The following is a 23,568-nucleotide window of genomic DNA, read 5'->3' on the forward strand; positions in this document are numbered from 1 at the left end:
GCACGGTGCAACACCCCGGCTCGGAGGGTCCTTCCCTCGCCGTGAAAGTCGTCACACCCGGGGCGGTGCGCTCCGCAAGGGTTGGGCGCACTCCGCGCAGAACTCCCGCACCTCGGCCACGAAACGGGCCGGATCCTCGATGAACAGCCCGTGCTGGGCCCCGGTCCAGATCGAGGCGCGGCCCCGCGGTGCTGTTTCGGCGATATAGCGGCCGTCGGCCACCGGCACCACCGGATCCGCCTCCCCGTGCAGCACCAGCACGGGGATATCGAGCCCACGCAGGGTCTCGGTATTGTCCACCGACCGGTAGAACAGAGCCTTCCGCACGAACGGCGGCGTGGCCAGGCTCGCCCCGAACAGCCGCTGCGCGTCGGGCCCTTTGTCCTGCCCCGGCCCGGTATTGGCGTTACCGAAAGCCGAGAATCCACGCATCGCCTGCCCCGGCCTCTCCTCGAACACCCCGGGAATCGCCTGCTGCATGGCCTCTCCGACCTCCGCGCCCGGTACCCCCTTACCGATACAGGCCATAGCCCCGGTATAGACGACCCCGGCCACCGCACCGCTACCGTACTCGGCCAGATAGTCGCTGATCACGATCCCGCCGTACGACCATCCGAGCAATACCGCGCCCGATTCCACCGATTCGGCCGCCAGCACCGCCGCGATATCGGCCGCCCAATTCTTCGGATCGTCGTACCCCGAAGCCGGCGCCCCCGAGTACCCGTGCCCACGCAGATCGAGGGCGATCACCCGGAAATCGACGGCGAAATCGTCGAACACCCGCCCCCAGCAGCGCAGATCGGCGGACCATCCGTGCACCAGAACCAGCGGACGCCCATCGGCGGGCCCGGCCACCCGATAAACGATGCCGGTACCGTCCACACTCCGCGTTTCTCTGATCATGAGGTACATGCTGCGCGATGGGGCGGTGGGAAAACCACAAAAAGTAGGATCGGATCCATGGGTAGACGCACGGCTGTTGTCACGGGAGCCAGTTCGGGTATCGGCGAGGCCACCGCCCGGGAACTCGCGAAACAGGGGTTCCACGTGTACGTGGGGGCCCGCCGGGTGGACCGGCTCCGTGCGCTGGCCGAGGAAATCGGGGGGACCGCGCTCGAGCTCGATGTCACTTCCGACGAGTCGGTGCGGGCTTTCACCGAGGCTGTCGACGGGGTGAACGTCCTGGTCAACAATGCCGGTGGCGCCAAGGGGCTCGCCACGGTCGCCGAGGCCGATCTGGACGATTGGCGTTGGATGTGGGAAACCAATGTGCTGGGCACCTTGCGGATGACCAAGGCGTTGCTGCCGAAACTGATCGATTCCGGGGACGGCTTGATCGTCACCATCACCTCGGTCGCCGCGTTCCACGCCTACGACAACGGTTCCGGCTACACCTCGGCCAAACACGCCCAGGCGGTGTTGCACCGGACGTTGCGCGGGGAGTTGCTGGGGCAGCCGGTGCGGCTCACCGAGATCGCGCCCGGCGCGGTGGAGACCGAATTCTCGCTGGTCCGCTTCGACGGGGACGCCGACCGAGCGGCCGCGGTCTATCGGGGTATCGACCCGCTGGTCGCCCAGGACATCGCCGAGATCGTGGCCTTCGTCGCCGACCGGCCGCCGCATGTGAACCTGGACCAGATCATCGTCAAACCGCGCGACCAGGCCGATCCGGGCCGGTTCGCCCGCCGCGGCTGAGATCTCGGCCGCGAGTCCGCGCTACAGGTCCACCCCGACGGTGACCGGTTCGGGAACCAGCACGACCCCGAACCGCTCCGCCACCCCGTCGCGTACCCGTCGCGCCAGTTCGACGAGGTCGGTGGCGCGGGCGGTCCCCCGGTTGGTGAGCGCCAGGGTGTGTTTGGTCGACAATCGGGCGGGGGCCTGGGGGCCGGGGAACCCTTTGGCGAAGCCGGCGCGTTCGATGAGCCAGCCCGCGGAGAACTTCACGCCGCCGGGAGCCGGATAGGCCGGGACCGGTACGTCGCCCAGATGTTCCCGGATCGCCGCGCGGACCCGGTCCGCCTCGTCCTCGGTGACCACCGGGTTGGTGAAGAACGAGCCCGCGCTCCAGGTGTCGTGGTCGGCGGGGTCGAGCACCATCGCCTTCCCGGCGCGCAGTTCCAGCACCGTGGTCCGGACACTCGCCGCCGGACGGGACTGCCCCGCGGTGACGCCGAGCTTCGCGGTGAGTTCCCCGAAACGCAGCGGGGCGCTGTCCCCCGTGGGGTCCAGCGCGAACTCGACCGCCAGCACCACCGCGTCGTCGCGGTGTTTGAGCCGGCTGGTGCGGTAGCCCAGGTCGAGGTCCTCCGGGCCGACCCAGTACGTCTGCCCGGTGGCCCGGTCCAGCAGCCGGACCCGCCGCAGCACTTCGGCGACCTCCACGCCGTAGGCCCCGACGTTCTGCACGGGGGTGGCCCCGGCCGAGCCGGGGATACCGGAGAGGCATTCCAGGCCGCCGAACCCGGCCGCCACCGTTTTCGCGACCACCGCGTCCCAGTTCGCACCCGCTTCCGCGATGACCCCGTCGCTCCCGAGCTCCACGTCGCCGGTGGTGATCCGGACCACCACCGCGGGCACCTCGGCGTCGGCGACCAGCAGGTTCGAACCGCCTGCCAGCAGGAGCACCGGTACCTCGGCGGCGTCCAGCGCGCGGACCGTGGCCACCAGCGCATCGGTGGTGGCGCATTCGGCCACCGTGGCCGGACCCCCGACGCGCAGGGTGGTCAGCTCCGCCAGTGGTACCGCCGGCCGGACCACCGCGCCCGTGCCGGCGAGCAGGGTCGGCAGTTCGCCGGCCGGGACAACCCGAGAAGTTCGCACGCCCAGACGGTAGCGTGTCCGGTCATGGCTACAGCGCTGGCGTATACGGCTCGCTACTCTCATCCGGTCGCCGCGGTCCGCGAGGCGTTGCGTACCGAGCAGTATTGGAAAGACCGTATCGCCGCCGTGGGCGGCCCGAACGCGCAATTCGTATCGCTGTCCGCGGACGGCGATCAGGTGCGGGTCGAGGTCGTGCAGTCCATCCCCTCCGATTTGCTCCCCCCGGCCGTCACCGCCGTGCACCCGGGCGATCTGATCATTCCGCGTACCGAGCTGTGGTCGGGCACCACCGGTAGTTTCGAAGCACGGGTGAAAGGCGCGCCCGCGGAAGTCCGCGGCACCATCACCGCCACCGACGAACCGGCCGGGGCGGTCGCCGAGGTCTCCGGCACCATCGAGGTGAAGGTCCCGCTGTTCGGCCGCAAGATCGAGGAGGCCATCGGCGAACGGCTGACCGAACTGCTGACCGAGGAGACCGAGTTCACCAACACCTGGATCGCCGAGCGGCAGGGGTAGCCGGCCGCGCTCCGCGGCTTCCGGCCCACGGGTGCCGCCCGGCCTCCGGACGGCCCCACCCGGCCGGACGGTAACCTACCGCGCATGGCTCGCCGACTGGACTATTCCGCCCGCTACCCGCTGCACACCATCGAGGAGTTGTACGCGGCGCTGACGAACCGGGATTACTGGGAGGCCCGGATGGTGGAGATGCGGAAGTATTCACCCAACGAGGTGATCTCCATCGATGCGAGCGACACCGGGATCGAGGTGGTGCTGCACCACATCCTGCCGCGCGATGTCCTGCCCGAGATCGCCCAGTCGGTGATCCGCAAGGATATGGTCATCACCCGTAAGGAGAGCTACGGGCCGCTCGGCCCGGAGGTCGAGGGCAGGTATTCGGCGTCCATCCCGGCCGGTCCGGGCAGCCTCACCGGCACGACGCGGCTGTTCCCCACCGATACCGGCTGCACCATGCGCCTCTCCTCGGAGGCGAAGGTGTTCATTCCGATGGTGGGTCCGCGGCTCGAACAACTCATGTTGGTGAACCTGGTGGATCTGTTCCGCGCCGAGGCCGAAGTAACTCAGCAGTGGCTGGACGAGCACCAGCCCAGCAACTGAGCGCCCCACTCGGCACCGTCACCCGCGGTACCACCGGTATCAACCGGCTCCGCCGCAGCGACCGCCGGCTGGTCCACGATCGGCGGATCACCGGGCTGCTGCACCGCGCCGCCGACCCGCTGGTCGTGGATCTCGGTTACGGCGCGCAACCGTGGACCACGCTGGAGTTGGCGGCGCGGCTGCGCACGGTCCGGCCGGATGTGCGGGTGGTCGGATTGGAGATCGATCCGGCCCGGGTGGTGCCGGATCGTGACGGGGTGCGTTTCGCCCGAGGTGGGTTCGAACTGGCCGGCCTGCGGCCGGTACTGGTGCGCGCGTTCAATGTGCTGCGCCAGTACCCGGAGCAGTCGGTCGCCGAGGCGTGGTCCACCGTGCTCGCCGGGCTGGCACCGGGCGGTCTCCTGGTGGAGGGGACCTGCGACGAGCTGGGCCGCCGGTGCGCCTGGGTGGTTCTCGACCGCACCGGGCCCCGCACGCTCACCCTGGCCTGGGACCCTTTCACGGTCGAGCGGCCGTCGGATCTCGCCGAACGGCTTCCGAAAGCGCTGATCCACCGGAATATCCCCGGGGAACGGATTCACGAGCTGCTCGGCGCGGCCGACCGGGCGTGGGCGCATACCGCCCCGCTGGCCGCCTTCGGCCCACGGGTGCGCTGGCGCGGTGCGGCCGATCTGATGCGGGAACGGGGTATCCCGGTCCGCGATTTCCGCCGCCGGCTCCGGGACAGCGTTCTCGAGGTTCCCTGGACGGCGGTCGCACCCGCGTGAACGGCCGAAACACCGGTGTGTCGCATATCATGGATTTCCGCCCCGACCTCCGCTGACATCCTGACCTCACCGGGGGCTCACAACCCGACCTCATAGCAGGCACAGAATCATCGGGAAGAATCTCACCCATGCCCACCAAGTCCCAGTCTGTCCCGAAGGTCAGTCGCCGGACCATCGTGATCGTCGTGGTCACCGCACTCGTGCTGGTGGCGGCCGCGCTGGTCGGTGGTGAAGCCTACGCGCGGCACCATATCGCGAGCTGTATCAGTTCGCAGTTCGAGAAGGAGATGGGCTCCAAGATCAATGTCGGTTTCGGGGCGAAGCCCCTGCTCGTCACCTGGATCGACGGCAAGGTCTCCCGGGTGGACGTCGACAGCGAAGGTGCCGAGTTCGGCCCGGCCGTCGATATGCAGGTCCATGCGCGGCTGCACGATATCGAGATGCCGAAGAGCGGCGGCAGCGGCAGCACGATCGGCAGCTCCGAAGCCGATGTCAGCTGGAGCAACACCGGTATCGCCGGCACCCTCCAGGGTCTCGTCAGCGAGGTCGTCTCCGACCCCGCCACCGGACAACTCACCATGAAGGTGCTGGGCGGGTTCGGTGAGCTACGGGTGACTCCCGGAATCCAGGACGGGAGGGTTCGGATGCAGGTGGCCGGCGCGCAGTTCCTCGGTTTCGGCGTCCCGGACGAACTCGCCGAGGGCGTGGTGGATCTGATGACGCAGAGCCTGCAGACCTACCCGCTCGGGCTGGAACCGACCGCTCTGCGGGTCACCGACAGCGGGATCGAGGTCGATCTGCACGGTGGCCGCACCGAACTGCCGCCCGCCGAGGGCAATGCCTCCTGCTGAACCGGCCCGGCTGCCCTCAGGCCGGGAAACCGTCGAGCACCGCCCGGGAGCGAGAGAGCCCCAGCCGGGTCGCACCCGCGGCGATCAGCTCCGCCGCGGCTTCCGCGGTGCGGATACCGCCGCTCGCCTTGATCCCGAGCCGGCCCCCCACCGTATCGGCCATCAACCGGACCGCGTGCGCGCTGGCACCACCCGCGGGATGGAAACCGGTGGAGGTCTTCACGAAGTCGGCACCGGCCCGCTCGGCTGTCCGGCACACCTCGACGATGGCCTCGTCGGACAGCGCCGCGGATTCGATGATCACCTTCAGTACCGCGCGATCGGAAATCGCCTCGCGTACCACGACGATATCGGCGAGTACCGCCGCGAAATCCCCCGCGACCGCGGCCCCGATATCGATCACCATATCGACCTCCGCCGCGCCCTGGTCGACCGCGAGCCGGGCCTCGGCCCCCTTCACCAGCGAATGATGTTTCCCGGAGGGAAAACCCGCCACCGTCGCCACCACGACCCCCGGCGCCCGTACCGGCAGTACGGCCGGCGAAACGCAGATCGCGTACACCCCGAGTTCCCGCGCCTCGGCCACCAGGGCGGTGACATCCGCGCCGGTGGCCTCCGGGGCGAGCAGCGTGTGGTCGATCATGGCGGCCACCTCGGACCTGGTCAGCGACTTGGAATCGGCCATAGGACCAGAGTCTGGCACACCCGTGGTGAATTCCGTTGCGCACCTCGATCTCCTCGCGCACACTCGTACCGGCCGTCGAAGGGAGTACGCCGTTGCTGATCCGCCGCGAACGTGAGGTCGATGCCGGAGTCGTCGACCTCGTGCACCGCGCCGCGTTCGCACCGCACTACGCCTCCGGCGGCCCGGCCACCGGCAGCGCGCTCGCCGCCGCGCCGCCGGAGGTCGCGCTGCTGGCCCGCCTGCGCAGCGATCCGGCGTGGATCCCGACGCTGTCCATGGTCGCGGTGGAACGGGAAACGGTGGTGGGTCACGTCTGTGTGACCCGCGCGACGGTCGGGCCTTTCCCGGTGCTGGCGCTCGGCCCGATCGGTGTGCTCCCCGGCGAGCAGCACCGCGGGGTGGGGTCGGCGCTGATGCACGCCGTGGTGGGAGCCGCCGACGCACTGGACGAACCGCTCATCGGACTGCTCGGCAGTCTCGACTACTACCCGCGGTTCGGGTTCCAGCTCGCCGAGCGGCTGGGCATCGCCCCGGACCGCGCCGAATGGGTGAGTCATTTCCAGGCTCGCCCGCTGACCGCCTACGACTCCCGGATCCTGGGCGAATTCCGTTATGCCGCGCCTTTCTACGACTTGTGACCGCCGGGCGGTCCGCGCGCGGACGCGGACAGTCCGGAGGCGCGCTCACGGGCATACGGCCGCCCTGTCAGGATGATTCCATGGTTTCCGCAGCGCCCGTCGCCGACGACCGCCGATACGTGCTCACCCTCGGTTGTCCCGACCGTCCCGGCATCATCGCCGCCATCACGACCTTCATCGCCGACTTCGGGGGCTCCATCCTGGAGGCCGGTTACCACTCCGATGCGGAGACCGGCTGGTTCTTCACCAGACAGTCGATCAAGGCGTCGACCGTTCCGTTCGGCGTGGACGAACTGCGCAACCGCTTCCAGCGAATCGCCGCCGAACTCGGTCCGGACAGCGAATGGCATGTACACGATTCGGGTGTCCGCCGCCGGGCGGTGGTACTGGTCAGCCGCGAGGGGCACTGTCTGCACGATCTGCTGGGTCGCGCGGTCTCCGGAGAGCTGCCGGCCACCATCGAGGCGGTGATCGGCAACCACCTCGACCTGGCCTCGATCACCGAGGCACACGGTATCCCGTTCCACCACGTACCGTTTCCGAAAGACCCCGCCGAGCGCGGACCGGCGTTCGAGCAGGTCCGGGAGCTGGTGGACAAACACGATCCGGACGCGGTGGTGCTGGCCCGGTTCATGCAGGTGCTACCGCAGCAACTGTGCGAGCACTGGGCCGGGCGGGCCATCAATATCCACCACAGCTTCCTGCCGTCCTTCGTCGGCGCCCGCCCGTACCACCAGGCCTTCGCTCGCGGTGTCAAGCTCATCGGGGCGACCTGCCACTACGTGACCCCGGAGCTGGACGCGGGGCCGATCATCGAACAGGACGTCATCCGGATCGATCACGCCGACAATGTCAGCGATATGGTCCGCCAGGGCCGCGATATCGAACGGGTGGTGCTGGCCCGCGGTCTGCGCTGGCATCTGGAGAGCCGGGTGCTGGTGCACGGGCGCCGCACCGTCGTGTTCTCCTGAACTCCTCAGCCCGCGGCTTCGGCCGGTTCGCGCACCGAACCGAGCACCTCGCCGAGGATTTCGTTGAACTGCTCGATCGCTTCCACATTGCCGAGATGGCCGGTGGGCAGCAGCACGAACCGCATGAGGCTGCCCGTTTCGCGCAGCCAGGCGGCGATCTGCTCGGCGTGTACCGCCGGGGTCATATCGTCGGCCGTACCGGCCACCACCGTGGTGGGCACCACCAGGTGCCGGGCGGCGTCGCCCAGGTCCATCTCCGCCAGCAGCCGCCCGAACCGCGACCGTATCCGGGAGCGACAGGATCGCACGATGTTCATCCCGAAATCGACCGTTTCCCGCTCCGCGTCCAGGCTCATGATCTGCCGGGCGAACAGCCAGCGGACCGCGGCTATCGGGGGGAAGACGATCCGGGCGCTCAGGCCGTTACGGCCGAGCCACATCGGTAGCGGCACCACCCGGTTCAGCAGCGGCAACCGCCGGTTGAAGAACGGCACCACGGTGGTTTCGGCCACCAGATTGTGCGGGCCGGTATTGGCCAGCAGAACGGCGGCGGCCTGCTCGGCCACCCGCTGCGGATACTTACCCGCCCAGGCCTGCAGGGTCATGGCACCGAGGCTGTGCCCCACCAGCACCGCGCGCTGCCCCGGGCGCAGCACGGTATCGAGCACGGCGCACAGGTCGTCGGCGAGCAGATGACAATCCAGTCGTTCCGGTTCGCCGAATTCGCTCTCCCCGTGCCCGCGCAGGTCGAAGGCGATGATCCGGTGTTTTCCGGCGAACGCGTTGATCTGCGGGTTCCAGTACTCCAGGCAGCAGGTCCAGCCGTGGATCAATACGACGGGCAGGGCATCCTCCGGGCCGTAGGAGTGCACGCGCAGCCGGGCACCGTCGGCGGTACGGACGTCTGTCACCCGGGCCGGGGCGGCCGGCGGGTTCAGCGCGGCGTTGCGATAACCCGCGCGGGTGCGCAATCCCGCGCGGTGCACCTCCGACAGCCCTTCGATCTGTCCGGCCAAGGCGGTCAGGGCCTTCGGCATCGTCGCACGCATCAACCCACTCCTTTGTGTTACTGATTGACACAGTAACGCCTGGAATCGGTGCTTGCCAGTGCAAGCACCGCGGGTTCTCCGCGTACGAGCCCTACCAGCGCGGGCCGCGCTGGACCTCGTCCACCTTGGGCCGGACATCGGCGAGATAGACACCGGTCGCGATGATCGCGATGAACGCCAACAGACCCAGACCCAGGAAATCCACCAGCAGCAGCAGGACCGCCACCCCGAGGATGCCCAGCCAGATGGGTTTGGTCAGTTTGTCCACCGCCGTGAACGCATCCGAGCGCTGGCGCACGGCGTGCACCAGCGCGAAAACGGTCGCGCTGGTCGCCAGCAGCCACAGCGCGGCCATGATCCACCCGGTCAAGCCATACACCTGTTCCACGCCACCATGATAAGAGCAGCGCCCCCGCGCACCACGGGCACACGGGGGCGATCCGCTCGAATCGGCAGGTCAGGCCTTCTTCGGCGCGGCTTTTTTCGCGGCCGGAGCCTTCTTGGCGGCCGGGGCCTTCTTCGCGGGCGCGGCTTTCTTCGCGGGCGTGGGCTCCGGCGCCGGAACCGGGGCCGACGCGGTCTCCGGAACCGGGGCCGGGGCGGGTTCGGGAGCGATCTCCACCACCTCGGCCTCCACCACCTCGGGCGCGGCGGGCCGCTCCGCCACCACCGGGGCGGCCGCCGCGGCCTCGGCCTTACCCGAACGGCCGATCAGGCCGTTCACCCGGTCCAGAACCTCCTCGGCCCGGCCACTCGCGTCCTTGTACAACGACTCCACCCGGCCGACCCGCTCCTCGACCAGATGATTCGCGCGCAACCGTTCCACGGTTTCCTCGCCGCGTACGGCCAGATCCGAATAGAGCTCACGCATCTGGCGGTAGTACTGCTCGGCGAGCCTGCGCAGCTCGTCCGCGGTGAACTTCTCCCGCAACTCGGCCAGGTCCTCCGGCAGCTCCGACGGCAGCTCGGCCAGCCGGGCCCGGATCTGCTCGAACTGGGTCTGCACATCGGCGGGCAGGCCGGCGAACCGTTCACGAGCCGTATCGACCCGGCCGTTGACGTCGGTCGCCCGTTCGCGCACCTGGGTTACCGCGTCCAGCACCGCGGTGTAGACGGCATCGGTGGCGCCGACGGTGGCGAACAGAGGTTTCGCGCTGGTGTACTTCTCGGTCATTTATCGTTCTCCTGGCGTGGCGGAGCATCGGTGGTCGGTTGTGGAACAACACTGTCCCGGGGGATCGTTTCCTCCGGTCCGTTCTCCCGGCGGAACGATTCGTAGATATCCAGGAGCACCTGCTTCTGCCGCTCGCTGATCGCGGAATCCGCGAGCACGGCGTCCCGGACGGGACTGTGCGGCCGCTGCTCGAGATAGCCGGCGCGCACGTACAACACCTCCGAAGACACCCGCAGCGCCTTGGCGATCTGCGTGAGGACCTCGGCAGAGGGATTACGCAAACCGCGCTCGATCTGGCTGAGATACGGGTTGCTCACCCCCGCGAGCTGGGCGAGCTGACGCAAGGAGACCTGAGCGGCCTCCCGCTGTGCCCGGATGAAACTCCCGATGTCCTGCGCCGCGTTGACCACGCGGGCGGCCTTGTCGCCGGACCCGGCAGGCACTGCCGGACCGTCGGTACGCTGGGCGGAAACCTCGGGATGGTGGGCCATCACTCACCTTCTGGCGTTGTACGTAAGCCACGGTAGATCAGAGTGCTTACAATTGCAAGCACCAATGCTAGCAGTGTTGTCCGGCCGCTCCCGCGCGCCGCGGGGACCATCTGTATTCCCGGCCGGTTCTATCCACCGAACATCAGGTGCGAGACCGTATAGATCACCAACCCCGCCAAACTGCCGACCACCGTGCCGTTGATCCGGATGAACTGCAGGTCGCGCCCCACCTGCACCTCGATCTTCTTGCTCGCTTCCTCGGCATCCCAGCGGGCCACGGTATCGCTGACTATCGTCGCGATCTCATCGGCGTAGTTGGCGGCCAGATAGCGCGCACCGCGCTCGATCCAGCCGTCGACTTTCGCGCGGGCGGCGGTATCGTCGCGGAGGCGCTCGCCGAGCTGCTGCACGTTCTCCGCCACCTTCCGGCGCAGTGTGCTGTTCGGGTCGTCGGCCGATTCCAGGATCAGTCGTTTGGCGGCGCGCCAGGTGGCCTCGGCCAGCCCCGTGATCTCCTCGCGGCCCATGATCTCGGTCTTGATCCGTTCGGCCTTGGCGATCATCGCCTCGTCGTATTGCAGATCGTGGGCGAATTCCTCCAGGAACCGGTTGGCGGCCAGCCGCACTTCGTGGTCCGGGGTCGAGCGCACCTTCCAAGTGAATTCGACCAGCTCCCGGTACACCTTCTCCGCCAACAGCACGTTCACGAACTTCGGAGCCCACTGCGGCGCCTCGCCCATGACGATCCGGTCGATGGTCTCCTGACTACCCAACGCCCACTGATGGGCGCGTTCGGCGAGCAGATCCAACAGGGGCAGCTGCCGGTTGTCGGCCAGGAGTTCGGCGAGCACCCGGCCGATGGGCGGGCCCCACTGCGGTTCGGCGATCCGCTTCACGATCGTGTTGTCGATGACCTGCTCGACATCCTCGTCGCGCAACACACCCACTACGGCACGCAGAATGGTGGAACTCTCCTCGGCCACCCGCGCGGCATTCCCCGGACCCGCCATCCAGCGCCCGACCCGCCACGGGATCCGGGCGGAGTTCACCTTCGCCGTCACCACCTCGGGGGAGAGGAAGTTGGTGCCCACGAAACTGCCCAGGCTGGCGCCCAGCTGGTCCTTCTTCCGGCGGATGATCGCGGTATGCGGGATAGGCAGGCCGAGCGGATGCCGGAACAGCGCCGTCACGGCGAACCAATCCGCCAGAGCGCCCACCATGCCCGCCTCGGAGGCCGCGCGCACGTAGCCGACCCACTCACCGGCGTCCCCACGCGATTCCAGCCACCGGCACACCAGATAGATGGCGGTGGCCAGGGCCAGCAAGCCGGTGGCGACGACTTTCATCCGCCGCAGATCACGTCGTTTGGCCGCGTCGTCGGTGAGGGTCGCGAAGACGCCCGGAGGTTTCGCCGCGCCACCGGCGACGGTCTCCCCGGGGGCGGAATCGAGCACCGCACTGCTGCCGGTCGCTTTCTGCATACCCACCATTCTGCTGTGTCTGATGGCGGCGCCTCCGGCGCCGCGGGTCGAGACCCTCAGAACCCCGGGTCTTCACTCCTACGCTCGGTCGGTGCGCGAAGGCGGCGGGGTAGCGGGCCGGTGAGAGGAGATGTGTTTTCGCGCACCTCGGAGAAAAGGGAGGTACGGCCGCAGGTGCCGGGGCGGGAAGCCCGGCGGCGTTCGTGGTGAAGGGGATCCGGCGGCTCATGGAAAGCTGTGGTTCCGGCTGCGCGGGCACCAAACGAACCACCCGCGACCGGGTGGGGCCTAAAGTGGAACGCACGCGAACCGAACGGACCGAGGAGCCCACGCTGTCCACCGAAGACCTGCTCGATATCGGGGAATCCGCCGAGCGTTCGGCGCCGGTGCGTACCCCCCGGACCGACGGCCGTAAACGCCGCTGGCGGCAGCACAAGATCGACCGGCGCGAGGAACTCGTCGACGGCACGCTGGCCGCGGTGCGCACCCGCGGCGGCAATGCCGGGATGGACGAGATCGCCGCCGAGATCGGTGTGTCGAAAACCGTCCTCTACCGCTACTTCTCCGATAAGAACGATCTCGTCAACGCCGCCATGCAGCGGTTCATCGAGACAACCCTCATGCCCAGGGTCTACGGTGCGATCAGCCTGGACGCCGACGAGTACCAGCTCGTCCGGTCGGCGCTGGCCGAGTACGTCGGCGCGGTCGACGAAGACCCGGAGGTCTACCGGTTCATCATGGGCACCGGTTCCGGCGACCCCTCCTCGCTGGCCGATTTCGAACGGCTGTTCGCCGAGGTCGTGGCGGCCGCCATCACCGAACGCGGCAGCGAACGCGGGATCGAGACCGAAGGCGTCATGCTGTGGTCCTACGTGCTGGTCGGCGGAATCCAGCTCGCCACGCACTGGTGGACCACCAACAAGACGCTGCCGCGCGAAGAGGTGATCGACTACCTCACCATGATGGTGTGGAGCGCCATCGAGGGTATGGCCCGCGCCGGTGGTTCACGGACCAAGTTCGCCGAACAGGAGCATGTGCTCCCACCGATCGCCTCCGAGGACCCGTCCGCCTGAGCCGCGGTCTCGCCGGGTTCGACAACCCCGTCCGTGCGGCTAGTCTGAGTGCCGGGCGGCGGTACGGAACCGGCTGTGTTCTTCCGCCACCGTAGGGCGCGCGTCGGCACCAACGGAGGTACCTCGATGGCGAAGCAAGTGCCGACTTCACGGCTGGCCCGCGGCACCGCACTGGGTGCTGTCGCGGCCGGTTCGATGATGCGTAGACAACGCGCCCGGCTGTCCATGCGCGGTCGTTCGGAAGCGGTCCGGGCCCGGATGGCCGAGGAATCGATACTGCGCAGCACCGAACAACTCGTCATGGTGCTGGGCACCATGAAGGGCGTGGCCATGAAACTCGGCCAGATGATGTCGGTTCTCGACCTCGACCTCGTCCCTCCCGAACACCGCGAACGCTTCCGGAAACGGCTCGCGGTACTGCGCGACGCCGCTCCCTCGGTGCCGTTCGAGGACATGCGAGCGGTGATCGAGGAGGACTACGGACAGCCGCTGGACGCGGTATTCGCCGAATTCGAACCCGAGGCCATCGCCGCCGCGTCCATCGGACAGGTGTACCTCGCCCGGTTGCACAACGGCCGGCAGGTGGCGGTGAAGGTCCAGTACCCGGGAATCGACGCCGCCGTCCGCGCCGACCTCAAGAATCTGTCCATGTTCCGCCGGGTACTGCAGACGGCGATGCCCTGGGTGACCCCCGCGGTCCTCGACGAACTGCGGTTGAACATGGAGGCCGAACTCGACTATCACGTCGAGGCCCGCACCCAGCACGATATCGCGACCCTCTACGCGGACCACCCGTTCATCGTGGTGCCGCATCCGGTGCTCGAGCACAGCACCCGGCGAGTGCTGGTCACCGAGTACCTGCCCGGGAGGCCGTTCGAGGAGATCCGCCGGATGCCGCGGCCCGAACGCGACCGGATCGGCGAGATCATCTACCGGTTCTACGTGGGTTCGTTGTTCGATTTCAACGAGTTCTGCGGCGATCCGCACCCGGGCAACGTTCTGCTCGCCGCGGACGGCCGGGTCGGGTTCCTGGATTTCGGGTTGTTCAACCGGATGGATCCGAAGCACGTACGGTTCGAGGCGGTCTGCCTGTGCGCGGCGGCGGAAGACCGCGGCGAGGATCTGCGCGAGCTGATGATCGAGCGCGGGATCATCGACTCGACCGAGGAGATCGGCGTCCAGGAGTGCCTGGAGTATGTGCTCTCGGCTTCGGAATGGTGCCTGGTGGATCAGGAACTGACCATCACCCCGGAATTGGCCAGCGGTGCCTTCCTGCTCGCCGTGGACCCGCGATCCAGCGAATTCTCCGGGATGAAACAGCAGAATCTGCCACCGGAGCACCTGTTCTCCCGGCGGGCCGATTTCCTGACCTTCGGCATGCTGGGGCAGCTCGAGGCCACGGCCAATTGGCATCGGATCGCCCGCGAATGGCTGTACGGCGAAGAACCGGCCACCGAACTGGGCCGGATCCATCATCAGTGGCTGGCGCGGCGCCGGCCCGGTAAGCGCGGTAACCGCCGTACGGGTTGACGGTACGCACCAGACCACACACCAAGGGGTTCACTCCATGACGGATACACGTGAATTCGATCTGATCGTGTTCGGCGCGACGGGTTATGTCGGCGAGCTCACCGCCCGGTATCTCCTCGGCGCCGCTCCCGCCGGAGCCCGGATCGCGCTGGCGGGCCGGTCGGCGGACAAACTGGCCGCCGTGCGCACCGCGATCGGTGCCGCGGACTGGGATCTGGTGGTGGCCGACTCCACCGATCAGGGCTCACTGGACGCGCTCGCCGCCCGCACCACCGCGGTGATCACCACGGTCGGCCCTTATCTGCGCTACGGCATGCCGATGGTCGCCGCCTGCGCGAAGGCCGGCACCCACTACGCGGATCTCACCGGCGAGCCGTTGTTCATCCGGGATGCCATCGACGCCTACCACGACGAGGCCGCGCGCACCGGCGCGAAGATCGTGAATTCCTGCGGTTACGACTCTGTTCCGTCGGATCTGAGCGTGTACCAGCTCTACCGCAGGAGCGTCGCGGACGGTACCGGCGAATTGGGCGATACCACCCTGATCGCCACGCTGCGGGGCGGCGTGAGCGGAGGCACCATCGATTCCGGCCGCGCGATGATGGAGGCGGTCGCCGCCGACCGATCCAAGGGCGCGGTGCTGAGCCACCCGTATTCGCTGAGCCCCGACAAAACCATGGACCCCGATGTGGGCCGTCAATCCGACCTCACATGGCAGCGGGCCCGCGAGATCGATGCGAGCCTGGACGGCTGGGTGAGCACTTTCGTCATGGCTTCCCACAACACCAAGATCGTGCGCCGCAGCAACGGCCTGCTGGGCTGGGTGTACGGCAAGAATTTCCGCTACCGCGAGACGATGAGCGCGGGAAACTCCCCGCTGGCACCTCTCGTCGCGGCCGGTATCTCCGGTGGGGTGGTCGCCGGAATGGCGGCCGGTGGGCTGCTGTCGCGCTCCCGGGCCGGGCGCGCGCTTCTCGACCGTATCCTGCCCGCGCCGGGTACCGGACCGAGCGAGGCCACCCGGGAGAGCGGCTGGTTCCGTATGCGCACCTACACCCGCACGTCCTCCGGGGCGCGTTACCTGGCCACCTTCGCCGGTCAGGGCGATCCCGGGTACAAGGCCACCGCGGTGATGCTCGGCGAGAGCGGACTGGCCCTGGCCTTCGACCCGAAACCGGAACTGGCCGGCGTGCTGACGCCGGCCGCCGCCATGGGCGATGTACTGACCGAGCGGCTGCGCGCGGCCGGTATGACGATCGATGTCGAGCGGCTGGGATGAATCTGGCCCGGCGCACCATGAACGCCCCCGCCGTGGCGGCCGTCTACGAGCGGATGTGGCGGCCCACGGCGTTCTATCTCGCCACCGGGCGCACCACCGCCGCCGACCGGCGGTTCGCGGTGGAATCGCTACGCCTGCACCGGGCCCGCCGGGTGCTGGACATCGCCTGCGGGCCGGGTAATTTCACGCACTATCTGAGTGAGCGGGTACCGGGCGGCGGCTACGTCACCGGGATCGATTACTCGCCGCCGATGCTGGAGCGGGCGCTCGCGGACAATTCCGGCCCGCGCGCGGGATACGTGCGTGGCGACGCCCGATACCTACCGTTCCCCGCCGGCACCTTCGATGCCGTCTGCTGTTTCGGTGCGCTGTATCTGATTCCCGACCCCCTGGTCGCGGCCCGCGAAATGATCCGGGTACTGGCACCGGGCGGCCGGATCGCCATCACCACCAGCTACCGGCCGGATAATCCCTTCGGCGAGCTGACCCGGCTGGCGGCCGCGGTGAGCGGCCTGCGCATGTTCGGCGGAACCACCTTTCCCGAACTGTTCGCGGCGGCGGGCCTGGTCGATATCGAGCAGCAGATACACCGGTTCTTCCAGTACCTCACCGCCACCCGGCCGGATACCGGTGCCACCGAACGACGGACGGGCCGGTCGCCCGGCTCCGAGCGCGGTGTCTGACGGAACGCTCGATACAGATGCACGGCCTGTCCACACCGGTGTCACCCGTCCGGCACATACGCCCCTTCGCGTGCGTCATGTCACAAACCGCACCCCCGAACCTGCCGGTGTTCCCGCCACCACGGGAACTACTCGCCGGTAGAGTCACGAGACGTACCCGTGCGCCGGAAGGGGGATTCCAGATGGCGGTACCTGATCTGGGGCAGTCCACGGCCCAGCAGCTGTACGCCTCTGCCACGGCCGGCGGACCGGACTCCTTCACCCTCGCCGAGGATGTCGCGCTGCGCTTGGCGACCGCCTGCGACACCCTCGTCGCCGATCTGGAGGGCGCGCGCACCGGCGGCCGATTGCTGGCCGAGGCCCGGGGAACCGCGGGATTCCCCGATCTGCCCACCGGCCGCGCGCTCGCCGCAGGGTTCGGCGGGAAGGCCGTCGAATACCTGGACACCCTCACCGCGCTCCAGGAAACCGCCCTCTGGTTCAAGGCGGCCTATCTGGCGGCGGCCGGCCGGTTCACCGAAGCCGACCTCGCCAATCGCGCCGCCCTCGCAATGGCGGCGTCCTCACCGGGCCCCGGGGCCGACCGCGCGGAAGAAGACGATCATGGCTGAGTCTGCCGATACCGACCTACCGTACGCACCCGAGCGCGAATGTTTCGCCAGCTACACCCATCAGGAGATCTGGGACCTCGTCCACGAGGTGCTCGACCCCGGTGCGCTGGAAACGGCCGCCGCGGCCTGGAAGTCCAACGCGGACGCGGTACACGAGGCCTTCACCGCGTTCGCCGACACCACCCGCGGTGAATTCGACCGCTGGTCCGGGCATACGGCGGCCACGGCCCAGCAGGCCACCCGGGATTTCGTGCGCCGCGGCACCGAAACCCGCGAGGTGTGCCGCGCGCTGCAGCGAATCATGGAGGGTAACGCGGAGGCGGCGCGGACGCTTCGCTCCGCCATCACCGAGCCGCAACCGTACCGGCCGCTGGAGGATCCGGCCGCGGAAGCCGTACACGGCGGCCGGCGCCGGATGGATCACGATATCGCCGCCGCGGCCGCCGCCGCCGACGCCCAAGACGTGATGACCACCATCTACACCCCGACGCTGCCCGCTTCGGGGGATCGGGTCCCGCGGTTCCCCGTAGCGACCACCGGCTCCGGCGCGGGGAGCCCACGCCGGTGAAATGGATCCTCACCCCGGACGAGTTCAGTTACGTCTGGGCCAATGAGACGAGCCTGGAGCGGCGACCGTATCCGGTGAACCTGGCCCCGGCCAGTACCGTCCGGACCGAATCCGAATTGGCCGCCCTGCGATTACCGCAGCGGTTCGCCAGACAGGCCGACCCGGATCTGGCAGCCGCGCTCATGCTCTGCGCCCGCCCGGACGCCACCGCAGTCACCATCTCCGGGGAACGCTGCACCCCTGCCCGCAACGGCCACCAGCCGGATATCGAGCAGATTCTCGGCTTCGCCGCCGTCATCGATCATCACGCCGCCGTTCTGCACGCCACCTGCGACAAGGTCATGGTCCATATGTGCCATGCGCACGATCTCGGGGCCCGGCTGGTCCAGCTGATCGGCTCGGCCGCGCCCGGAGCGTACGGCCCGCTCCGCGAACCGCAGGAAGCGGTCCTCACCGACGCGCCCCTGACCACCGGACCCGGCGACGCCGCCCGATTCCGGAGCACCCTGCGCGAGCCCGTCGACTCCCGTGGCTTCATCACCGTCACAGTTGCTCCGGAGGACCCGATGTCGCCGCCCACCAGGCATCGCAGCTGGCTGGATATCCGCGGCGACGGCCGCTACCTGCTCACCACCTCCGATGTCCTGGTGCTGGATCCGGTCGGCGATACCGAATTCGCCGACCGGCTGCTACGTCTGGCCCGGGTACGGGGCAGCGCGCCCGGATTGTGATAGGTCTGTCCGATGGCCGCTCACTGGAACGTCCCCGCGAGCCGGGCGCTGCGCGCCGACGGCCTGCGCGTCGCCGACCTCGACACCTCCGCACGTCCCGGTTTCAACGGTGGAAAGGCGGATGGGCGACGTCTGCTGGCCGAACGGAGTCATATCCTGGCCGACCTGCAGGAAAAGCTGTACGCCAACGGCCGCTCCGGCGACCGGCGCAGCGTACTGCTGGTGCTGCAGGGGATGGATACCGCGGGTAAGGGCGGTATCGTGCGCCATGTCATCGGGTCTGTGGACCCACAGGGCGTCGACCATGCCGCTTTCGGCGTACCCACCGAAGAAGAGAAACGGCATGATTTCCTGTGGCGGATCCGCAGAGCACTGCCACGCGGCGGGCAGCTCGGCGTATTCGATCGTTCCCATTACGAGGACGTGTTGGTGGCCCGCGTACACGGACTGGTTCCGCAACAGGTCTGGCGGCGGCGCTACACCGTGATCAACGATTTCGAAGAGGAACTCGTCGCGGCCGGGACATCGCTGGTGAAGGTGGTCCTTTTCATATCTCTCGACGAACAGAAGAAGCGGCTGCGGCAGCGTTTGGAACGTCCCGACAAGTACTGGAAGTACAGCCCGGCCGATATCGACGAACGGGGTTACTGGCCCGCCTATCAGCAGGCCTACCAGGACATGCTGGATCGCACCTCTACCGAGTACGCGCCCTGGTACGTATTACCCGCCGACGCGAAATGGTTCTCGCGGCTGGCCGTCACCGAACTGCTCATCGAGGCACTACAGGCCCTGGCTCTGGACTGGCCGCCCGCCGCCTTCGATCCGGCCACCGAACTGCGCCGGCTCGACAACACCTGACCGGCCCGCGCGCCCCCGATTGTGGAAACTCTCAGCAAGCCGGGCAATGATGGGCGGTGCGCCGGGTACCCCCGGCGGCCCCGGCGAACCTCCCGTTCCCGGGACACCCAGGTGAGGGAAAGGCGTGGTGAACGCACGGTGAGTAGAAATCCCGGGCGCCCGAATCCACTGGCGACCGCCGCACGCGCGGATCGCAATCGCAGGATCGCGATACAGGTGGGCGTGACCGCGGTTCTGGTGGCGCTGGTCGCGGCGATCGGCATCGGCTTGGCCGTGCGCAACTCCGGCTCCGACGCCGCAGGAGCGGTCCCGGCGGTGGCCACCGATAACGGCGCCATCCGGATCGGCGAGGAGAACGCGCCCGCGACCGTGCGGATCGTCGCCGATATGTTGTGCCCGATCTGCAAGCAGTTCGAAGCCGATCACCGCGAACTGCTGCGGCAGGCGGTGGCGGACGGCACCGCGGCCATCGAATACAACATCGTGGGTTACCTGGACAAGATGTCCAGTACCGAATACTCCACCCGGGCGGCCAACGCCTCCTACTGTGTCGCCGATACCGGGACCGACCGGTACCAGGACTGGCTGGAGCGGATGTTCGCCGAGCAGCCGCCCGAAGGCGGGCCCGGCCTGTCCGACGAAAAGCTGATCGATATCGCACGCGCGGCCGGATACACCGATCCCGGTATCGCCGACTGCATCACCGACGGCACCTACAAGGAGTACGTCGGTGCCGTATCCGAGGATTCGCTCGCCGAGGGTATCGACGGCACCCCGACGGTCTTCGTCAACGGCGAGCAGGTGGAGCTCACGCTGAACGCGGCCAGAACCGGTTTCGATCCCGCTCCCTTGACCGCCGCCATCCAGGCGGCCGCGGGCCGGTGATCCGGACCTCGCCACGGACCGCCTGGGTCCTGCTCCTGGGTGGTCTGGCAGGCTGGATCGCCTCGCTCGCCCTGTTGGTCGAAGATTTCAAACTGCTGAGCGAGCCCGGGTACGTACCGTCGTGCAGCCTGAACCCGGTGCTGTCCTGCGGTTCGGTGATGGCCACCGATCAGGCGCAGGTGCTGGGTTTCCCGAATCCGATCATGGGTGTGATCGGATTCTCGGTGGTGGTGACGCTCGCCGTGTTGTCGGTGGCGGGAGTCGGCCTGCCGCGCTGGATCTGGACCGGTCTGTGGCTGGGTACGGCAGCCGGCACGCTGTTCATCTGCTGGTTGATCTTCCAGAGCCTCTATCGCATCAACGCTCTGTGCCCGTACTGCATGGTGGTGTGGGCGATCATCACACCGCTGCTCGCGGTGCTCACCGGGCAACTGTGGGGTAACGACCGGGGCGCGCTGCGCGTGGTGGCGGAATGGCGCTGGACCTTCGTCGCGGTGTTCTACGCCGTGGTGCTGGTACTGGTGTTCCTGCGTTTCCAGGACTACTGGCTGTCCCTGTTCTGACCGGACCGGCGCCCGGCATCCCGGATCAGCTCGGGGTACCGGCCGTCAAGCGCACCGGAACGAAGCGTTCGCTCCCGTCCGGCGCCAGTATCCCCAGGCGCACGGTCTCGGCCGGTTTACGGGTATCGATCGCGGCGCGCAGGGCCCGGGCGCTGGTGACGGCCCGGCCGTCGACCGAGGTGACGATATCCCCGGCCACCAGTCCCGCGATCTGCGCGGGCAGGCCCCGGATGGCCATATCGATACGGGCGCCGCGCGGGCTCGCGTCCGAGATCAGCACGCCGAGGGTGGCGGTGGGACCGATATGCACGGAATCGGTGGGGGTACCGGAGCGGATCTGCCGCACGATCCGCATGGCCGCGTCTATCGGCACCGCGTACCCGTTCGGTGGATCGGTGGCGGCACCGGGCGGCGGATCCCGGTCGCCCGAGGCCGCGGCGATCACCCCGACCACGGCTCCGCTGTGGTCGGTGAGTGCTCCGCCCGACTGCCCGGAACTCACCGCCGCCTCGATCTCGAGCATGCCGGTGAGCGCCTGCCGGGAGAGATCCTGTTCGTTGAAAGCCATGATGGTGCTGTCCAGATCGCTGATACGCCCGGCTACCGCGGTGGCGGCGCCGCTACCGCCCGCGTTCCCGATAGCCAGCACCTCGTCACGCAGCCGCAGGCCCGCGGAACTACCGATCCGTGCCGTGGCCAGCCCGGTGGCGCCGGCCAGCGAGAGCAGCGCGATATCGGCGCGGGCGTCGTAGCCGAGGACTTCGGCGGTGTACACCGCACCGTCGGCGACCCGGCTCACCCGGACCGTTCTGGCTCCTTTCACGACGTGGTGGCTGGTCAGCACCTGTCCGTCCCCGGTGAGCACGATTCCGGAACCGGCTGCCGCCGCGCCGTACGGCCGGGCGGCGGCGGTGATGTTCACCAGCACCGGCGATACCCCGCGGATGACCGCCCCGGCGTTCAGTGGTGGGCGCGGCGCGGGAGCGGACGGCGCCGCGACCGCGGCGCTGCCCGGCTGGAACAACCCGTGTAGTTCACCGCGGTAGCCGAACAACGCACCCAGAGCCAGCACCGCGGCGAAGACCGTTACGAGCACCCGGGCCCCGCCGGTGGGCCGGCCGGGCCCGGTGCCCTGCCATTGGTTGTCCAAGGAGCCTCCCGCTGCCGCAGCCGAACGCTTCCCATTGTCGCCGGTTCTGTCCCCGAACATCGAGTTTCCCAGTCGATGAACCGGGTTGTCCACAGTTTTCGCCGGTTATCCACAGGCGTGCCCGGGCCTTGGGGAGAATGCGGCCGGTGCCCGGCGAATCGTTGCCCCGAGCCGTTCCGGTCACATCCGCGTCACGGTAGGAGAACAGGGCTCCGGTGGAAAGTCCCGGAACCGGCCGCGGCGGTGGAGTTCGCGGGGAGAATTCGCCGGACCGCGACGACGGATAAATACCCGTTCCGTTACCCGCCGGAAACCGAGACAATAGATTTCCGGAACGGATGGCCGGCCGGCCGGAAATCTATCCACAGCTTCCCGAGTTCATCCACAGCCCGGCTCGCACGTTTTCCACAGAGTTCTCCACATATGTGGAGAAACGAAGTGGTACGCAACAACGGGCATTGTCCGGACCCTAACCGATGTACGCGGTAAACCGCCGGGATCGACCGCCACTCCGGCACGCGGATCGCGCGTCAGATGGTTGCGGTATCGATCACGAACCGATACCGCACGTCACTGGCCACCACCCGCTCGTACGCACCGTCGATCTCATCGGCGGAAATCAGTTCGATTTCCGCTCCGATTCCGTGTTCGGCGCAGAAATTCAACATTTCCTGCGTCTGCTCGATACCGCCGATCATCGACCCCGCCAGCGCCCGGCGCCGCCCGGCCAGCACCACCGGCTGCACCGCGAGCGGCTGTTCGGGCAGGCCGAGCACGACAAGGGTCCCGTCCAGGCGCAGCAGCTTCATATAGTCGTTGATCGGCAGATCCGCCGAAACCGTATTGATGATCAGGTCGAATCGGCCGCGCAGCTCGCGGAAAACCTGCTTATCGCTCGTTGCGTAGTAGTGGTGGGCTCCGAAACGTTTCCCGTCCTCCTGTTTGCTCAGCGAATGGCTGAGCACCGTCACTTCGGCGCCCAGCGCGGCGGCTATTTTCACCCCGATATGCCCCAGACCGCCCATTCCGATGATCGCGACCCGTTTACCGGGTCCCGCTCCCCAGTGACGTAGCGGCGAGTACAGGGTTATCCCCGCGCACAACAGCGGCGCGGCCACCGACAGATCGATACCTTCGGGAATGCCGAGCACGAAGTTCTCGGTCACCACGATCTGCGTGGAATACCCACCCAGCGTGTGACCACCGGCCTGCATTTCCTCGGCCACTCGCGAGTTGTAGGTCATCACGGCGCCCCGGAGGCAGTACTGCTCCTCCCCGGCCGAGCACGCCTCACACTTTCCGCAGGAATCGACCATACAACCCACGCCCACCCGATCACCGACGCTGTGCCGGGTCACGGCCGAACCGACGGCCGCCACGGTGCCGGCTATCTCGTGCCCGGGTACACACGGGTACGCGGCACCGCCCCACTCGTTGCGCGCGGTATGGATATCGGAATGGCAGATCCCGGCGTAGGCGATATCGATCAGCACATCGTGCGGGCCGAGTTCACGGCGCTCGATGGTGACCTTCTCGAATGCGGCGTCCGGGCCGGCCATGGCGTAGGCGGCAGCAGTACTCATGCACCCAT

General features: G+C 68.2%; 27 protein-coding genes. 17 read left to right on the forward strand and 10 right to left on the reverse strand.

The genetic code is table 11. From position 1 onward, the window contains the following. Positions 1-51: 51 nt before the first annotated feature. On the reverse strand, positions 52-903 hold the full coding sequence (locus ACYR7D_RS03725; RefSeq protein ID WP_459548224.1) for an alpha/beta fold hydrolase: 852 nt from the start codon (positions 901-903) through the stop codon (positions 52-54). Positions 904-960: 57 nt separating this feature from the next. On the opposite strand from ACYR7D_RS03725, the gene ACYR7D_RS03730 reads away from it, so the two are divergent. Beyond that, positions 961-1,695: an SDR family NAD(P)-dependent oxidoreductase gene (locus tag ACYR7D_RS03730; RefSeq protein WP_459548225.1), complete on the forward strand. Its 735-nt coding sequence runs from the start codon at positions 961-963 to the stop codon at positions 1,693-1,695. Positions 1,696-1,716: 21 nt separating this feature from the next. Here the strand turns inward: ACYR7D_RS03730 and ACYR7D_RS03735 are convergent, their stop codons facing one another. After that, entirely contained in the window at positions 1,717-2,823 is a 1,107-nt protein-coding gene (locus ACYR7D_RS03735; RefSeq protein ID WP_459548226.1) for a UDP-N-acetylmuramate dehydrogenase, read from the reverse strand. Positions 2,824-2,847: 24 nt separating this feature from the next. Here ACYR7D_RS03735 and ACYR7D_RS03740 point away from each other — a divergent pair, with 24 nt between their 5' ends. The 4 genes from ACYR7D_RS03740 (at position 2,848) to ACYR7D_RS03755 (ending at position 5,557) form a co-directional block, all read left to right on the forward strand. Continuing rightward, on the forward strand, positions 2,848-3,339 hold the full coding sequence (locus tag ACYR7D_RS03740) for a DUF2505 domain-containing protein (protein WP_459548227.1): 492 nt from the start codon (positions 2,848-2,850) through the stop codon (positions 3,337-3,339). 84 nt (positions 3,340-3,423) lie between these two features. Beyond that, complete coding sequence (locus ACYR7D_RS03745) at positions 3,424-3,939, forward strand: DUF2505 domain-containing protein (protein WP_459548228.1); 516 nt, start codon at positions 3,424-3,426, stop codon at positions 3,937-3,939. After that, the gene (locus ACYR7D_RS03750; protein ID WP_459548229.1) at positions 3,909-4,706 is read left to right on the forward strand and encodes a class I SAM-dependent methyltransferase; all 798 of its coding nucleotides are present in this window, start codon (positions 3,909-3,911) and stop codon (positions 4,704-4,706) included. Before ACYR7D_RS03745 ends, ACYR7D_RS03750 begins: the two co-directional genes overlap by 31 nt. A 128-nt stretch (positions 4,707-4,834) precedes the next feature. After that, positions 4,835-5,557 (forward strand): LmeA family phospholipid-binding protein, encoded by a 723-nt coding sequence (locus ACYR7D_RS03755; protein ID WP_459548230.1) that lies wholly within the window; start codon positions 4,835-4,837, stop codon positions 5,555-5,557. 16 nt (positions 5,558-5,573) lie between these two features. Here ACYR7D_RS03755 and deoC read toward each other — a convergent pair whose 3' ends face one another. Further along, positions 5,574-6,242, reverse strand: a complete 669-nt coding sequence (gene deoC, locus ACYR7D_RS03760) for a deoxyribose-phosphate aldolase (protein WP_459548231.1) — start codon at positions 6,240-6,242, stop codon at positions 5,574-5,576. 92 nt (positions 6,243-6,334) lie between these two features. On the opposite strand from deoC, the gene ACYR7D_RS03765 reads away from it, so the two are divergent. Next, positions 6,335-6,880 carry a GNAT family N-acetyltransferase gene (locus tag ACYR7D_RS03765; protein WP_459550002.1) on the forward strand — a complete coding sequence of 182 codons (546 nt, stop codon included), beginning with the start codon at positions 6,335-6,337 and terminating at the stop codon, positions 6,878-6,880. 80 nt (positions 6,881-6,960) lie between these two features. Then, complete coding sequence (gene purU / locus ACYR7D_RS03770) at positions 6,961-7,851, forward strand: formyltetrahydrofolate deformylase (protein WP_459548232.1); 891 nt, start codon at positions 6,961-6,963, stop codon at positions 7,849-7,851. 5 nt (positions 7,852-7,856) lie between these two features. Here purU and ACYR7D_RS03775 read toward each other — a convergent pair whose 3' ends face one another. The 5 genes from ACYR7D_RS03775 to ACYR7D_RS03795 all read right to left on the reverse strand — a co-directional run bounded on the left by ACYR7D_RS03775 (position 7,857) and on the right by ACYR7D_RS03795 (position 12,046). After that, positions 7,857-8,900 carry an alpha/beta fold hydrolase gene (locus ACYR7D_RS03775; RefSeq protein WP_459548233.1) on the reverse strand — a complete coding sequence of 348 codons (1,044 nt, stop codon included), beginning with the start codon at positions 8,898-8,900 and terminating at the stop codon, positions 7,857-7,859. A gap of 91 nt (positions 8,901-8,991) precedes the next feature. Continuing rightward, positions 8,992-9,288, reverse strand: a complete 297-nt coding sequence (locus ACYR7D_RS03780) for a DUF2516 family protein (protein ID WP_459548234.1) — start codon at positions 9,286-9,288, stop codon at positions 8,992-8,994. A gap of 69 nt (positions 9,289-9,357) precedes the next feature. Then, a complete protein-coding gene (locus tag ACYR7D_RS03785) occupies positions 9,358-10,074 on the reverse strand; it encodes a heparin-binding hemagglutinin (RefSeq protein WP_459548235.1) in 717 nt (238 codons plus the stop codon). Next, entirely contained in the window at positions 10,071-10,565 is a 495-nt protein-coding gene (locus ACYR7D_RS03790; RefSeq protein ID WP_459548236.1) for a helix-turn-helix domain-containing protein, read from the reverse strand. The genes ACYR7D_RS03785 and ACYR7D_RS03790 overlap by 4 nt, the downstream gene beginning before the upstream one ends. A gap of 128 nt (positions 10,566-10,693) precedes the next feature. Next, on the reverse strand, positions 10,694-12,046 hold the full coding sequence (locus ACYR7D_RS03795; protein WP_459548237.1) for a DUF445 domain-containing protein: 1,353 nt from the start codon (positions 12,044-12,046) through the stop codon (positions 10,694-10,696). 386 nt (positions 12,047-12,432) lie between these two features. Between ACYR7D_RS03795 and ACYR7D_RS03800 the strand changes: the two genes are divergently transcribed. The 10 genes from ACYR7D_RS03800 (at position 12,433) to ACYR7D_RS03845 (ending at position 20,827) form a co-directional block, all read left to right on the forward strand. Next, positions 12,433-13,119: a TetR/AcrR family transcriptional regulator gene (locus tag ACYR7D_RS03800; protein WP_459550003.1), complete on the forward strand. Its 687-nt coding sequence runs from the start codon at positions 12,433-12,435 to the stop codon at positions 13,117-13,119. Between the two features lie 126 nt (positions 13,120-13,245). Next, positions 13,246-14,649: an ABC1 kinase family protein gene (locus tag ACYR7D_RS03805; protein ID WP_459548238.1), complete on the forward strand. Its 1,404-nt coding sequence runs from the start codon at positions 13,246-13,248 to the stop codon at positions 14,647-14,649. 37 nt (positions 14,650-14,686) lie between these two features. Further along, positions 14,687-15,928 (forward strand): saccharopine dehydrogenase family protein, encoded by a 1,242-nt coding sequence (locus tag ACYR7D_RS03810; protein ID WP_459548239.1) that lies wholly within the window; start codon positions 14,687-14,689, stop codon positions 15,926-15,928. Beyond that, positions 15,925-16,611 carry a class I SAM-dependent methyltransferase gene (locus tag ACYR7D_RS03815; RefSeq protein WP_459548240.1) on the forward strand — a complete coding sequence of 229 codons (687 nt, stop codon included), beginning with the start codon at positions 15,925-15,927 and terminating at the stop codon, positions 16,609-16,611. The genes ACYR7D_RS03810 and ACYR7D_RS03815 overlap by 4 nt, the downstream gene beginning before the upstream one ends. Positions 16,612-16,793: 182 nt before the next feature. Next, positions 16,794-17,222 carry a hypothetical protein gene (locus tag ACYR7D_RS03820; RefSeq protein ID WP_459548241.1) on the forward strand — a complete coding sequence of 143 codons (429 nt, stop codon included), beginning with the start codon at positions 16,794-16,796 and terminating at the stop codon, positions 17,220-17,222. Next, entirely contained in the window at positions 17,215-17,790 is a 576-nt protein-coding gene (locus ACYR7D_RS03825) for a hypothetical protein (protein ID WP_459548242.1), read from the forward strand. The genes ACYR7D_RS03820 and ACYR7D_RS03825 overlap by 8 nt, the downstream gene beginning before the upstream one ends. Beyond that, positions 17,787-18,521: an ESX secretion-associated protein EspG gene (locus tag ACYR7D_RS03830; protein ID WP_459548243.1), complete on the forward strand. Its 735-nt coding sequence runs from the start codon at positions 17,787-17,789 to the stop codon at positions 18,519-18,521. The genes ACYR7D_RS03825 and ACYR7D_RS03830 overlap by 4 nt, the downstream gene beginning before the upstream one ends. 12 nt (positions 18,522-18,533) lie before the next feature. Continuing rightward, the gene (locus ACYR7D_RS03835; RefSeq protein WP_459548244.1) at positions 18,534-19,379 is read left to right on the forward strand and encodes a polyphosphate kinase 2 family protein; all 846 of its coding nucleotides are present in this window, start codon (positions 18,534-18,536) and stop codon (positions 19,377-19,379) included. Between the two features lie 138 nt (positions 19,380-19,517). Further along, positions 19,518-20,264: a DsbA family protein gene (locus ACYR7D_RS03840; RefSeq protein WP_459548245.1), complete on the forward strand. Its 747-nt coding sequence runs from the start codon at positions 19,518-19,520 to the stop codon at positions 20,262-20,264. Then, complete coding sequence (locus ACYR7D_RS03845; RefSeq protein ID WP_459548246.1) at positions 20,261-20,827, forward strand: vitamin K epoxide reductase family protein; 567 nt, start codon at positions 20,261-20,263, stop codon at positions 20,825-20,827. Before ACYR7D_RS03840 ends, ACYR7D_RS03845 begins: the two co-directional genes overlap by 4 nt. 25 nt (positions 20,828-20,852) lie before the next feature. Here ACYR7D_RS03845 and ACYR7D_RS03850 read toward each other — a convergent pair whose 3' ends face one another. Continuing rightward, the gene (locus ACYR7D_RS03850; RefSeq protein WP_459548247.1) at positions 20,853-21,977 is read right to left on the reverse strand and encodes a S1C family serine protease; all 1,125 of its coding nucleotides are present in this window, start codon (positions 21,975-21,977) and stop codon (positions 20,853-20,855) included. Positions 21,978-22,507: 530 nt separating this feature from the next. Continuing rightward, entirely contained in the window at positions 22,508-23,560 is a 1,053-nt protein-coding gene (locus ACYR7D_RS03855) for an NAD(P)-dependent alcohol dehydrogenase (RefSeq protein ID WP_459548248.1), read from the reverse strand. Positions 23,561-23,568 lie beyond the last annotated feature (8 nt).

This window comes from Nocardia sp. X0981, from assembly GCF_977089955.1.

Coding starts and splice junctions, on each gene's coding strand:
- ACYR7D_RS03835 (WP_459548244.1), top strand. CDS start 18,534: ATGGCCGCTCACTGGAACGTCCCCGCGAGCCGGGCGCTGCGCGCCGAC.
- ACYR7D_RS03810 (WP_459548239.1), top strand. CDS start 14,687: ATGACGGATACACGTGAATTCGATCTGATCGTGTTCGGCGCGACGGGT.
- ACYR7D_RS03790 (WP_459548236.1), bottom strand. CDS start 10,565: ATGGCCCACCATCCCGAGGTTTCCGCCCAGCGTACCGACGGTCCGGCA.
- ACYR7D_RS03745 (WP_459548228.1), top strand. CDS start 3,424: ATGGCTCGCCGACTGGACTATTCCGCCCGCTACCCGCTGCACACCATC.
- ACYR7D_RS03805 (WP_459548238.1), top strand. CDS start 13,246: ATGGCGAAGCAAGTGCCGACTTCACGGCTGGCCCGCGGCACCGCACTG.
- ACYR7D_RS03855 (WP_459548248.1), bottom strand. CDS start 23,560: ATGAGTACTGCTGCCGCCTACGCCATGGCCGGCCCGGACGCCGCATTC.
- ACYR7D_RS03740 (WP_459548227.1), top strand. CDS start 2,848: ATGGCTACAGCGCTGGCGTATACGGCTCGCTACTCTCATCCGGTCGCC.
- ACYR7D_RS03725 (WP_459548224.1), bottom strand. CDS start 903: ATGATCAGAGAAACGCGGAGTGTGGACGGTACCGGCATCGTTTATCGG.
- deoC (WP_459548231.1), bottom strand. CDS start 6,242: ATGGCCGATTCCAAGTCGCTGACCAGGTCCGAGGTGGCCGCCATGATC.
- purU (WP_459548232.1), top strand. CDS start 6,961: ATGGTTTCCGCAGCGCCCGTCGCCGACGACCGCCGATACGTGCTCACC.
- ACYR7D_RS03730 (WP_459548225.1), top strand. CDS start 961: ATGGGTAGACGCACGGCTGTTGTCACGGGAGCCAGTTCGGGTATCGGC.
- ACYR7D_RS03815 (WP_459548240.1), top strand. CDS start 15,925: ATGAATCTGGCCCGGCGCACCATGAACGCCCCCGCCGTGGCGGCCGTC.
- ACYR7D_RS03795 (WP_459548237.1), bottom strand. CDS start 12,046: ATGCAGAAAGCGACCGGCAGCAGTGCGGTGCTCGATTCCGCCCCCGGG.
- ACYR7D_RS03755 (WP_459548230.1), top strand. CDS start 4,835: ATGCCCACCAAGTCCCAGTCTGTCCCGAAGGTCAGTCGCCGGACCATC.
- ACYR7D_RS03785 (WP_459548235.1), bottom strand. CDS start 10,074: ATGACCGAGAAGTACACCAGCGCGAAACCTCTGTTCGCCACCGTCGGC.
- ACYR7D_RS03820 (WP_459548241.1), top strand. CDS start 16,794: ATGGCGGTACCTGATCTGGGGCAGTCCACGGCCCAGCAGCTGTACGCC.
- ACYR7D_RS03775 (WP_459548233.1), bottom strand. CDS start 8,900: ATGCGTGCGACGATGCCGAAGGCCCTGACCGCCTTGGCCGGACAGATC.
- ACYR7D_RS03825 (WP_459548242.1), top strand. CDS start 17,215: ATGGCTGAGTCTGCCGATACCGACCTACCGTACGCACCCGAGCGCGAA.